The sequence below is a fragment of the Myxococcus llanfairpwllgwyngyllgogerychwyrndrobwllllantysiliogogogochensis genome (assembly GCF_006636215.1).
GTDB lineage: Bacteria > Myxococcota > Myxococcia > Myxococcales > Myxococcaceae > Myxococcus > Myxococcus llanfairpwllgwyngyllgogerychwyrndrobwllllantysiliogogogochensis.
The window spans coordinates 23,563-35,101 of sequence record NZ_VIFM01000107.1; the positions used below are offsets into that span (position 1 = coordinate 23,563).

Sequence of the window (11,539 nt, forward strand, 5' to 3'; positions counted from 1 at the left end):
CCCCTCCAGAAGGTCCTCCCAGGGCATTCCGTTCCCTGCTTCCTGGGGCTTCCATCGCCGCGTCCCGGGCTCCCCGAGGACCTCTCGGCCCAGATGATGCGCGAACTCCCGAGGCGACTCTCCTCGCCACGTTCAATCCAGCGGGTGGAGGCGTTCACGCAGGGGCATGCCGCGGGGTTGATGGCGCTGGAGAAGGCTCATGCCTCCATCTGCCGGGGAGAGGTGGAGTGGTGCGTGGCGGGAGGCGTGGAGAGCTGGCTGGAGGCGGAGACCCTGGAGTGGCTCGATGCCCGAGAACAGCTCAAGTCCTCCATCCACCGCTGGGGCTTCATCCCCGGAGAGGGCGCCGCGTTCTGCCTGCTGGCTTCCGGCCGGGCGTTGCGCCGCGCGAAGCTGACCGCTCAGGTGGATGTGCTGTCGGCCACGTCGGTGAAGGACGTCCATGGCGCCGGCCTGGACTCGGTCTGTGTAGGGGAGGCCCTGACTCAGGCGCTGCGCACCATCCTCCAGGTGCTTCCTCCCGAGGTCCGCGTGGACCAGGTGGCTTGCGACTTGAACGGTCAGCGGCATCGCACGGACGAGTATGGGTTCACCGTGGCGAGGCTGGGCGCCCGCTTCCGTGACGCGACGGATGTCTGGACCCCGGCGGACTGCTGGGGGGACGTCGGGGCGGCTTCGGGGCCGCTCCTCGTCAATCTGGTGGCGGCCTCGGGACAGCGCCGCTGGGCAAAGGGGCCCCGGGCCGTGGTGTGGGCCCGTTCCGAGGGCGCTGAGCGGAGCGCGGCACTCCTCCAACTTCCCGCTTCAGAGCGGCAGGGTTGAACGCATGGGCTACCACGTCATCGTCAATGGACTGGTGCAGTCTCACGCGGGCACGGCGGGACTGACCATCGCCACGCTCCCCGACGTGTGCAAGACCCCGTCCCCCGCGGGGCCCGTACCCGTCCCCTATCCGAACATCTCGCGCTCCGCGGACCTGGCGAAGGGGTCCAAGACAGTCACCGCGGCGGGAAAGATGCTCGCCGTGAAGGGCTCCGAATTCAGTCAGAGCACGGGTGACGAGGCCGGGAGCGCGGGAGGCGTCAAATCGGGCACCCTGCGCAAGGAGTCGAAGTGGCTGAGCTACTCGTTCGACGTGAAGGTGGAGGGGAAGAACGCCTGCCGCCTTAGCGACAAGATGACCTGCAATCACGGGAACACCGTCTGCCTGGGCGGCGAACTCGATGAGATGGACAGCGGGGAAGAAGGCGAGGACGTGCTCGACCTGAACATCGACTGCAAGCAGAAGCAGGAGGACTCGGACTGGGACCCCTGCATGGTGAAGCAGTTGTGCGCGAAGCTCGAGCAGATCAACAAGAACTGCACGGGTTCGGCGGTCGTCAAGACCCCTGCCGCCCGCGAGAGCCCTGCGTACAGGTCGGGACTCGCGACGTTCAAGAACCAGTTCGCGGAGTCCGTCAATCGCAAGCCTCCTGACGAGGCCGCCATCAAGCGCCAGTTCCTCCACGAGTGTGCGTACGAGGAATGGAACAAGGCGGGGCGGCGTCCGAGCCCGAGCGGACGCGGCGCGGGGAACTTCAATCCGGACCACCTGCATGACGCCGCTTTCGGTGGTCCCCTGCAGGACATGGCCAATCTCAAATGGCTCAGTGCTCGGGTCAACGTCACCGTGGGGCCCATGATGAAGCGGTTCGACCCGGACAAGCACAAGAAGCTCAAGGCCACCCAATGCTGCGACTAGACGAGATGCGAAGCCTGTTGGACCAGATTGTCGACACACTCACGCGGCGCAATGCCTTCTACGAGAACCTGCCTCGCCCCATTCCGGGACCGCCCGCTTCAGCGCACGAGCTGCGAGCGCTCGAGAAGCACTGGGGCTTCAAGCTCCCCTCCGGCTATGAGCAGGCCCTCTCGCTTCACGACGGCATCCGCAACTTCTACTTCGACGTGCCGCTGCTCTCCGCGCGGGAGGTGCTGAAGGACGCCATGAACATGGGGACATTCAAGGAGCCCTTCCCGGAGCTCTGGCGTTCCATCTTCGCGTGTGGCACCGATTCCTATGATGCGTTCGCCTTCGACCCGAGGCACGCGAGCGCGGAGGGTGAGCTGGAGGTCGTCCGTCTGGCGGACACCGGCGAGGAGGAGCGCTGGCCGGACTTCGAATCGTTCCTGAAGGGCTATCTGGCGAAGCTCCAACAGCAACTCGAGAAGGAGCAGAAGGACCGCGCCCTTCTCGCCGGGGACTGAGGACAGGGGCCATGGGCACGAATCCCTTCATCGAGCTGGGGCCGGATGATGTGCCCAACCACGAGCTCAAGCAGGGGCTCGTGTTCTATCTGCGTCAGGCGCCGAGCCCCGCCCAGGCGCGTCGTGTCCATGACTTGTATCTGCGGCACTGCGAGGGCCACATCCGGTGCTACCGCTCGACGGCGCTCGGTCGCGACTTCGTCCCGTGGAACGGGGAAGCCCGACGGCACTTCGAGCAGGTGCTGCTCCCCACGCTGCGCACGCAGGAACACTGGGGCTATGTCTTCTGGGATGGCCGGGCGAAGGACTCGTGGCAGTTCATGTTCCATGGCTTCCGTCCCCACAGCGAGCCCGGGAGGGCCAGCTTCTATCGCTTCGAGTTCGACTGGCAGGTCTCCCCGGCGCTCGTGAAGACGCTGGCGGAGGAGATTGCGAAAGCGGTGCCCTTCCACTCCGGCTGGGGCGGCTACTTCCTCCAGGCGAGGAAGGCCGGGCCGAGCGCACCCGCGGCGCTCGATGCGATGTATGCGGTGGCGCGGCGTTACTGGGGCGTCAACGCCTACAACCTGGATGTGAGCGTGAGATACCTCCTGGCCGGGTACGGATGCGTGAGTTGGCTCACGCTCATTGGACACGGCTTGATGGAGGCCGCGCCCGCCGCGCTGGCGAGCGCGAAGCGTGGGAACCCACTCTTCATGGAGACGGACTTCGGGGTCGCCTTCTGTCTGGGAGATGCCCCGGTGTTGGGTGACCGGAACCGGCAGGAACCCCTGGAGGCATACGTCACCCTGGCCCGTGCGCTCGCGCCCCTTCAAATCCAGGAGCATGCGAGCTTCGGTGGCACCCGGTGGACGGAGGAGTGCACCCTCCAATGGTTCCGTCGGTTCACGCACCCCGACGACTTCTGACGGGACGTGACTCCTGGTTACCGCGCCGTCGCCGGCACGGACAGAGTGGCCGCGGTGACAGTGCGCTGCTTCGGCCAATTGCGCGCGTCATGCACCGTGAGCGTCAACGCTCAGGGGGCCGGCGGCTCCCGCCACAGGGGCAGGGTGATGCGGCTTCCACCGAGCCAGGTGATGTCGAGCGGAACCTTCGCGTCGGCGATGGACTCGCTGCTGACGTCCTTGCCGGTGCCGTAGTTGACCTGTGACTGCGCCTGCTTGTTGATGGCCAGCACGATGACGACCTGGCTCCCCGCTTCGAGCTTGCGACTGGTCATCCTGCCGCTCTGGAACGTCAGGCGCTGGGGCTTGCCCGGCGTGAGCAGTCGTCGCTGGGCGCGGTCCGCGACGTAGCTGGCACGCGCCAGCACGTACGACAGGTAGAAGTACTCACCCCCCTTGGTGCGCTCGAAGAGCACCACGTTGAAGTCGAAGTCCTTCTTGTTGGTGATGAAGTCGAGCTGCCCTGAGAACAGGCCGCTGACCTCCGCGGGCGCATCGAGCGGCTCGCTGACGAAGGTGAAGCCGTTGCGCGCGTCCACGGTGGTGTCGACGATGCGCGCGGGCTCGGAGTGTCTTCCCTCCGAGCGGTCCTTCAGGTCCACGCGCTGATGGAGCACCATTCCCGGCGCGGGCGGCTTGAGGGCCAGCCGGTGCGCGTCACCCGAGGGCGCGGGGTCCAGGTACAGCTCCAGCGAGGCATTGCTCAAGGCCTGGAGCCCCGGCGCGTGCTTCCACGTGTTCGTGCCCATCACCTGGTGGTTGATGCGGTCCTTGAGCAGCTCGGGCCGGGGCCCCTTGCGCAGCACGTGGTTCAACCACTGGTAGCGCAACTCCATCACGTCGAGCCGGGCGACGGGGTCGATGCGGTAGCCCATCAGCTCATCGCTGGAGCCGCGCTGCGCGCCGACATGGTCATACGGTCCGATGACGAACGTGTGGTTCGCGTCCTTCGCGTACTTGAGGTGCTCGGTGAGGTAATACATCGCGCTCAGCGAGCAGCCGTCGTAGTAGCCAGTGGTGGTGAGCACGGGGATGCGGATGCGCGCGAACTCCTCGCGATACGGAATCATCTTCCGCCAGTAGGCGTCGTAGCCCGGGTGCTTCAACCAGCGCTGGTAGAAGGGATTGGGGCGGCCATCCAGCCGCTCCAGCGCGCGGTAGGGCTCGCCGCTCGCGAACCAGCGCTCGTCGAGCGCGTCCCACCGCGCGCCATCGAAGTAGTCCGCGTCCGCCAGCCCCTTGTCGAGCGTGACATAGCGCGGCCACTTGTAGAAGAAGCTCTGGAAGACGTTGCCCTGCATCGGCACGTCGATGCCCGGCGCGACCGGGACCGACGGCATGATGGTCTTCAGCGCCGGGTGCCCGTGCTTCGCCGCCGCCCACTGGGTGAAGCCTTCATAACTGCCGCCGAACATGCCGACCTGACCATCACTCCACGGCTGACGACTCACCCAGTCGATGACGGCGGTGGCGTCGGCGCCGTCGTGCTCGAAGGGCACGGGGGCCTGGGGACTGCCTCGCTTGCCGCGAGTGTTCGCCGTCACGCCCGCGAAGCCATTCGCCGCCGAGCGCACGGCCTCGCGAACGTTGTCGTCCTGGGCGTAGATGGTGAAGGACATCGCCGTGGGCAACGGCCCTGACGCCTTCCGGGGCCGCGCCACAATGACGGACACCGACGCGCCATCCGGCGTGCGCACCAGGAGGTCTCGCTCGATGACGTAGCGACGCGCGTCGTCCTCGGCCCACAGGGTTTCGGCCTGGGGGAGCAGCTCCTGGAAGGACTGGTGCACCTGGTACAGCCGCACCAGGTCCAGGGCCTGGGCCAGCGAGACGCGGCCTGACTTCCGCGCGTCCTCGACACCGGCCTCCAGCTCTCTCCGCGCGCGCTCCAGGTCGAACCGGAACATGCCCGTGGCCTGGAAGGCCGCCCGGTCATCCAAGGCGCCGAATGTCTGTTGGAAGGCCGTGCTCAGCGCCTGTGCATACGGCGTCCCGTGGGTCGCCTGTTCGAGCTTCGCCCGCGCATGGGCCTCGTATTGAAGGAAGGTGATGCCCTTCACGGGCGACTTCACCTCGCGCAAGGGCCGCAGGGCTCGAATGGACTCGAGCGCACCCGCGAAGTCTCCCGCCACGAGTTGGAGTCGGAACACGTGTCCCAGGCGCGTGTCGGCGTCCTGTTCCGGGTACTGCGCCAGCACCTGCCTCGCGAGCGCGGGCATGGCCTGGGCCAGGACATCGGGGGCCGCGGAGGTGGGAGCGGCGAAGTCGCGAGGCTGGGCCTGGGCGACGGTGACGAGGAGGAGGAGGGGAAGACAGAACAGTCGGTGCATGGAGGCTCGGCGAAGGGTCGCGAAGATAACGCTCCCGCCCCGCCTCCTGGTGGCCCCGCATGCGTGGATTTCTTCACGGACATGAGCGTCCACCGGGGCCTCTCACGGTGGAGGTGTGCGGGGAGCCCACCTGTTCGGTTCACGAGTCCGCGTTGGCTGTGTGTTCCGTCCGACGAAGCGCGCTCCGTGGGAGCGAGCGTGTTGGGACCGCGACGGCGGCTCCATCCTTCGGACCAGTTACCGTTCCCCGCAGCCGATGCGACCTTGCGAGCCCGGACGTCACTGGCGATGCAGGAAGCTGAGCGCCGGCCCAGGACCTTCGGGGGGGACCGGATGATCGACGAAGTCGATCTGCGATTGAAGTCGTGGGCAGGCCGCATCTCCGGCGACGCACCCGTGTACCTGGGCGTGCCGGACCGCGACGCCGTCGAGCGCGGCGTGTGCCTGTACCTCTTGGAGCTGGGGCCCGCGCCTCCCGCGAGAGGCGGACGCCGCGTGCCGCTCCAGATTTCCGTCTGCTACCTCGTCACCGTGGGCGCCGAGTCGCCCGAACTCGCCCACCGGCTCCTCGGGGAGCTGGTCTTCGCGGCCATGGAGGAAGCCGAGTTCGAGGTGGACCTCACCCCCGTGCCCGCCAGCGTCTGGGCGGGGCTGCGCATCCCCCCGCGTCCCGGCTTCCGGCTGCGCCTGCCCGTGCGACGCGAGCGTCCGCAACCCGTGGTCCACCGGGTGCGCTTCCCCATCGTCACCCAGGCGGTGCCCGCCGAGGCGCTGCTGGGCTGTGTCGTCGGTCCCGGTGACGTGCCCATTCCGGGAGCGCTGGTGGAATTGCCCGGGCTGAGTCTGGCCACGCGCACGGACGACAAGGGCTGCTTTCGTTTTCCCCGCGTGCCGCCAGTGGCCACGCTGGGGCGGCTGGAGGTGCGAGCGAAGGGGGAGTTGCTCGCGCTGGGTCCGGAGGCGCTCGCCTCCGAGCCCCAACCGCTGCTCATTCGCTTGCCGCTGAAGGAGGACTGACGTGCCGAACTACCTGACGCCCGGCGTCTATGTGGAGGAGGTTCCCAGTGGGACACGCTCCATCCAGGGCGTGGGCACCACCACCGCGGCCTTCGTTGGCCGGGCGCCCGCCAGGGATGCTCGGCTCCATGAGGCGGTGCCCGTCAATGGCTGGGCGCAGTTCGTGAAGGAGTTCGCGCCCCCCGGCTCTCCGGGCACCTCCCTGGCCCGCGCCGTGTACGGCTTCTTCGAGAACGGCGGCCGGCGCTGCTTCATCGTCAACATCGGCGACAGCGAGAGCGTCATCGGCGACGCGCGCAAGCGTCAGGGCGTGGCGGTGCTGGAAGAGGTCAGCGAGGTGGCCATGGTGGCCGCGCCCGGCTTCACGGACGCGGCGGCCTGGGACGCGCTCTTGTCCCACTGCGAGAAGATGCGGGACCGCATCGCCATCCTGGACGCGCCCGAGGACGTGGAGGAGGTGGAGCGGCTCACCAAGGTCTCCACCGGCGCGGAAGGGCCCGGCCTGCGCTGCCGCTTCTCCGACCAGGGCTACGGCGCCTTCTACTACCCGTGGTTCTCCACGCCGGACCCGCTCGGCGACGGCAAGGCCATGGTCAACGTGCCGCCCTCCGGGCACATCGCGGGCATCTACGCACGCACGGACGTCACGCGAGGCGTGCACAAGGCCCCCGCCAATGAGGTGGTGCGCGGCGCCATGCGGCTGGTGCGCGACGTGACGCCCGAGGAGCAGGGCGAGCTCAATCAGGTGGGCGTCAACTGCATCCGCTACTTCCCGCGCGGCGGCATCCGCGTGTGGGGCGCGCGCACGGTGGCGGACGCCGCCAGCGAGTGGCGCTACGTCAACGTGCGCCGGCTCTTCAACTTCGTGGAGGAGTCCATCGCGCTGGGCACCAACTGGACGGTGTTCGAGCCGAATGACCCCACGCTGTGGAAGTCCATCCACCGCGACGTGAGCGCCTTCCTGCTGCGCCTGTGGCGCGACGGCGCGCTGATGGGACGCACCAAGGAAGAGGCGTTCTTCGTGCAGTGCGACGAACAGACGAACACGCAGGAGACCATCGACGCCGGCCAGGTCATCGCGGTCATCGGTCTGGCGCCGGTGAAGCCGGCGGAGTTCATCATCTTCCGCATCGGCCAGCACGCGGGCGGGGCGGAAGTGGAGGAGGTGTCGAATGGCTGAGGCCAAGGCTCCCGAGGCGGCCCCCCCGGAGCAGGAAGCGGGCGCCCAGCCCGGCGCGCTCGCGGACCCGTTCCGTGCGTACAACTTCAAGCTGCTCATCGACGGCGTGAACGAAGGACACTTCACCCAGTGCACCGGGCTGGAGGTCGAAGTCACCGCGCTGCACTACCGCGAGGGCGGAGCGGGCCCGGTGACGCGCAGGCTGGCGGGCCCCGTCACGCACGGAGACATGACGCTGCGCTACGGCGTCACCGTGTCACCCGAGCTGTGGAACTGGTTCCTCGCGTCGATGAACGGCGTGCCCCAGCGCAAGAACGTGTCGGTCCTGCTCCTGGACATGGATGGGGTGACGGAGAAGCTGCGCTGGAACCTCAATGAGGCGTGGCCGAAGAAGTGGCGGGCGGCGCCGCTGGATGCGCTCGGCCAGCAGATCGCCATCGACTCACTCACCCTCGTCTTCGAGTCCATCACCCGTGGCTGAACCCACGCGCAGACCCGTGCCCGGCGCGTGGCTGCGCGCCGTCGCTCGGAAGATGAAGGCGTGGGCGGAGTCCGTGCTCTCCGAGGAGGAGAGCGACTTCGCCGCGGCGCTCGCCCAGGCGCGCGTGTCGCTGGACGCCCCACGTGCCGACGTGAGCCCGGACGGCGCCGAGGTTGCCCGTGTCCCCGCCGCGCCCGTCACCGTGACGGCGCCCGCGGTGGGGCTGGGGGCTCCGGAGCACTGGCTCCGCGATATCCAGGCGCGGCGCACCGGGGGGCCTCCCGCCGACTGGGTGGCCCGGGTGCGGAAGGTCGCGCCCCATCTCGTCGAGGGGCTTCCGGAAGCGGAGGCACCGCTGCCGGTGAGTGACGCCCACCTCTCGTTCCGCGCGCGGATGTTGCTCTCGGCATCGTCGAGCGCCGCGCCTGCCTCAACGAATGCTCCGTCATCGGCTCCTCCGCCCAGACGCGACGCCGCGCGTCCGTCAGCCGGCCCTGAGCGGGTCTCGCAGCGGCCTGCCACGCAAGCGCCCTCGGAGCGGGGGCCCTCCGCGTCGGCGCGCGGTGAAGGGGGCTCCGAGACTTCCGGGCGGCAGGGGCCCGTGGGTGTTCCTCGCGAGGCGCCTCGACACGCCTCGAAGGTGTCGCCCCTGTCGATGCCGAATCCCTTCGCTGCGCCATCGCCTCCGACGCCCGTTCCCATGGACGCGGGGCGGCTCCTGGCCGAGGTGGCCATCACCCCCACCCCGTCGTTGATGCATGGAGGGCCGGCCTTCGCCAACCCGGTGATGGTGGCCTCCACCCCCGCGTCGCCTTCGGAGGTGTGCGTGCCGCCCCTGCGGGAAGAGGACCGCGAGCGGAACCTGTGCGCTTCGGGATATCCCCAAGGCATCTCCGCGTCCCAGGCGCTGGGGCTGCAAGGCGTCCCCGTGAAGGCGGCGCCCCCGGTGCCTCGGCGCGCAACGCCCCGGTTCACCGGCGAGCCGTGGGGGCCACGTCGACGTCAGGCCGAACTCCAGGAGGAGGCGCGCCCGGCGGTGCAGCGGGACGTGTCGCTGGAGCGCACACCCCTGTTCGCTCCCCGCACCTGGACGGAGGCCGAGGAGGATGGGAGGCGCGGCGCGAGCGCACGGGAGCAGGAGGAGGCTTCGACGGCGCGCTTCGCCACCCCCGTGAGGGAGGAGCCACCGGGTGCGCCCGAGGAATCGGCCACGACCGACCCGGCTTCCTGGCCGGAGCTTCCGTCCGCCCTGGCCCCGGAGTCTCCGGACGTCGCCCAGGAACTTCGGCTCTGGACGCGGCTGCGCCGGCTCGAGCGCGAGCAGCGGGGTGAGTGATGGAGCGCGTGGCCTTCCTCATCGAGCCCGGCGGTGAGCGCATCGGGTGTCTGCTCAACCCGGAGACGCTCGTCGTGCGTCGAGAGGCGGGGCTGCGCCCGAGGCGCGCGCTGGGAGGCTCGCTGCCGTGGGGTGGGCCCGGAGACGACCCGCTGCTCTTCACTGGTGGCGGCACCACCGAGATGACGTTGGACCTGCTCTTCGATGTCTCGCTCTCCGGCTCCACCCTGGAGACGGAGGACGTGCGGGAGCTCACCGAGCCTTTGTGGCGCCTGGCGGAGAACGGCCTGCGAGAAGATGGCGGCATGCGTCCCTCGCTGGCGCGCATGGTGTGGGGCAAGCGGCTCAACTTCCTGGGCGTGGTGGCCGCCGTCGCGGAGCGACTGGAGCACTTCACGGCGACGGGGGCGCCTCGGCGCTCGTGGCTGCGCCTTCGGTTGGTGCGAGTGGAGGACGAGACGGGCCTCAGGGAGCCGGTGGAGCGCGGCGAGCCGCCAGACGCGGACGCCGTGGAAGCCGCCCTGACGCCGGAGGACTACGAGGCCCACACGGTGCTCGGGACCGAAGAGGGGGACGACGGCATGCCGGCCTCCGGGCAGCGCCTGGATGAAATCGCGCACCAGCGCTACGGCGACCCGTCGATGTGGCGCCTCATCGCCGCGCTCAACGGCATCTCAGACCCCTCGCGCATTCCCGCCGGACAGGTGCTGCGCCTGCCCACGCCCGAAGCGCTTCGGAGGGTGATGTGAGCCAGTTGCGAGGGTTGCCCGAGCTGCGCATCGAGGTGGACGGCGCGCCGCTGCCGACGGGGGATTTGCGCTCGCTCGCGTCCATCCAGGTGTCGCAGCGACTGGCGCTGCCCACGCAGTGCGAGCTGACCTTCACCGACCCGCGCGGCGTCCTGGCGACCTCCGGTCTTCCTCCGGGGACCTCGCTGCGCGTCGCGGCCTCGTCGTCGCTGGAGGACCTCTTTCTCGGGGAGGTGACGGCCGTCGAGTTCTCGCATGCGCGAGGCGGCGCGCGCGAGGTGCGGGTGCGCGGCTATGACGTCCTGCACCGCCTGCGCAAACGGCAGCCGGTGCGCGCGCACGTCCAGGTGACGCTGGAGGACCTGGCGAAAGAGCTCGTCTCCGGATTGGGGCTCTCCGTGAAGGCCGCGTCCTCCGGGCCGCTGTGGCGCTACCTCATCCAGCATGGCCAGTCCGACTTGGAGCTGCTGGTGGAGTACGCGGACCGCTGCGGGCTGTTCCCCATCCTCCACGGCGACACGCTGCGACTGGTGACGCTGGAGGGTGAGGGCACGCCCGTGTCGCTGCGGTTGGGCGAGTCGCTGCTGGAGGCCTCCATCGAGGTCAATGGCGACGCGGCCTGTCGCGAGGTGTCCGCCGAGGGCTGGGACGTGCTGCGCGCGGAGGCCCACGCGGGTCGCGCGGACGTGCCCCGGGTGGGACGGGACGTGGAGGCGGGAGTCTCGCCGGAGCGCGTGGGTGGCGAGTCGCGTCGCTCGTTGGTGGATGAGGCGGCGGAGGGCATCCCCCACGTCGAGTCGGCGGCGCAGGCGGAGCTGGACCACCGGGGCGCGCGCGAGGTGGTGCTCACCGGCCTTGCCGAGGGCGACGCGAGGCTGCGGCCCGGCGCGCGCGTGGACGTGGCGGGCGTGGCCTCGCTGGTGGCGGGGCGCTACGTGCTCACCAGCGTCACGCACCGCATCGACGCCAGACAGGGCTTCGTCTCGGAGTTGTCCTCCGAGCCTCCCGCGCGAAGGCCCCGGGCACGGGCGTCCGCGGTGACGCTGGGCATGGTGAGCCGGGTGGATGACCCGGATGGGCGGGGCCGCGTGCGGGCGACGCTGCCTTCGTATGGGGGCGTGGAGACGGACTGGATGCAGGTGCTGGCGGCGGGCGGCGGCTCCGGCAAGGGGCTGATGCTGTTGCCGGACGTGGGGGACACGGTGCTGCTCGCGCTGGGTGGAGAGGACCCGGCGCGGGGCGTGGTGGTGGG

At 69.6% G+C, this 11,539-nt stretch carries 11 protein-coding genes; 10 read left to right on the forward strand and 1 reads right to left on the reverse strand.

Translation table 11 applies throughout. The features are described 5' to 3' along the window. Nucleotides 1-93: 93 nt before the first annotated feature. Genes FJV41_RS24920 through FJV41_RS24935 form a run of 4 tightly spaced genes read left to right on the forward strand, consistent with a single transcriptional unit; the run spans nt 94 to nt 3,155 of the window. A complete protein-coding gene (locus FJV41_RS24920) occupies nt 94-822 on the forward strand; it encodes a beta-ketoacyl synthase N-terminal-like domain-containing protein (RefSeq protein WP_181790921.1) in 729 nt (242 codons plus the stop codon). Between the two features lie 4 nt (nt 823-826). Continuing rightward, on the forward strand, nt 827-1,741 hold the full coding sequence (locus FJV41_RS54640; protein ID WP_141645046.1) for a DUF4150 domain-containing protein: 915 nt from the start codon (nt 827-829) through the stop codon (nt 1,739-1,741). Then, a complete protein-coding gene (locus tag FJV41_RS24930) occupies nt 1,729-2,247 on the forward strand; it encodes an SMI1/KNR4 family protein (protein ID WP_181790923.1) in 519 nt (172 codons plus the stop codon). Before FJV41_RS54640 ends, FJV41_RS24930 begins: the two co-directional genes overlap by 13 nt. Before the next feature lie 11 nt (nt 2,248-2,258). Next, nucleotides 2,259-3,155 carry a type VI immunity family protein gene (locus tag FJV41_RS24935; RefSeq protein WP_141645048.1) on the forward strand — a complete coding sequence of 299 codons (897 nt, stop codon included), beginning with the start codon at nt 2,259-2,261 and terminating at the stop codon, nt 3,153-3,155. 110 nt (nt 3,156-3,265) lie between these two features. On the opposite strand, the gene FJV41_RS24940 is transcribed toward FJV41_RS24935, so the two are convergent. Beyond that, nucleotides 3,266-5,524, reverse strand: a complete 2,259-nt coding sequence (locus FJV41_RS24940; protein WP_141645049.1) for a CocE/NonD family hydrolase — start codon at nt 5,522-5,524, stop codon at nt 3,266-3,268. A 333-nt stretch (nt 5,525-5,857) separates the two neighbouring features. Between FJV41_RS24940 and FJV41_RS24945 the strand changes: the two genes are divergently transcribed. The 6 genes from FJV41_RS24945 to FJV41_RS54645 form a co-directional block, all read left to right on the forward strand. Then, nucleotides 5,858-6,541, forward strand: a complete 684-nt coding sequence (locus tag FJV41_RS24945) for a carboxypeptidase-like regulatory domain-containing protein (protein ID WP_141645050.1) — start codon at nt 5,858-5,860, stop codon at nt 6,539-6,541. A 1-nt stretch (nt 6,542) separates the two neighbouring features. Next, the gene (locus FJV41_RS24950) at nt 6,543-7,721 is read left to right on the forward strand and encodes a phage tail sheath family protein (protein WP_141645051.1); all 1,179 of its coding nucleotides are present in this window, start codon (nt 6,543-6,545) and stop codon (nt 7,719-7,721) included. Continuing rightward, nucleotides 7,714-8,202: a phage tail protein gene (locus FJV41_RS24955; protein WP_141645052.1), complete on the forward strand. Its 489-nt coding sequence runs from the start codon at nt 7,714-7,716 to the stop codon at nt 8,200-8,202. Before FJV41_RS24950 ends, FJV41_RS24955 begins: the two co-directional genes overlap by 8 nt. After that, a complete protein-coding gene (locus FJV41_RS24960; RefSeq protein WP_141645053.1) occupies nt 8,195-9,538 on the forward strand; it encodes a hypothetical protein in 1,344 nt (447 codons plus the stop codon). The genes FJV41_RS24955 and FJV41_RS24960 overlap by 8 nt, the downstream gene beginning before the upstream one ends. Then, nucleotides 9,538-10,287, forward strand: a complete 750-nt coding sequence (locus tag FJV41_RS24965) for a CIS tube protein (protein ID WP_141645054.1) — start codon at nt 9,538-9,540, stop codon at nt 10,285-10,287. The genes FJV41_RS24960 and FJV41_RS24965 overlap by 1 nt, the downstream gene beginning before the upstream one ends. Beyond that, nucleotides 10,284-11,539, forward strand: a 1,256-nt coding sequence (locus tag FJV41_RS54645) for a phage baseplate assembly protein V (RefSeq protein ID WP_181790924.1), incomplete at its 3' end; no start/stop codon positions are given. The genes FJV41_RS24965 and FJV41_RS54645, both read left to right, overlap by 4 nt.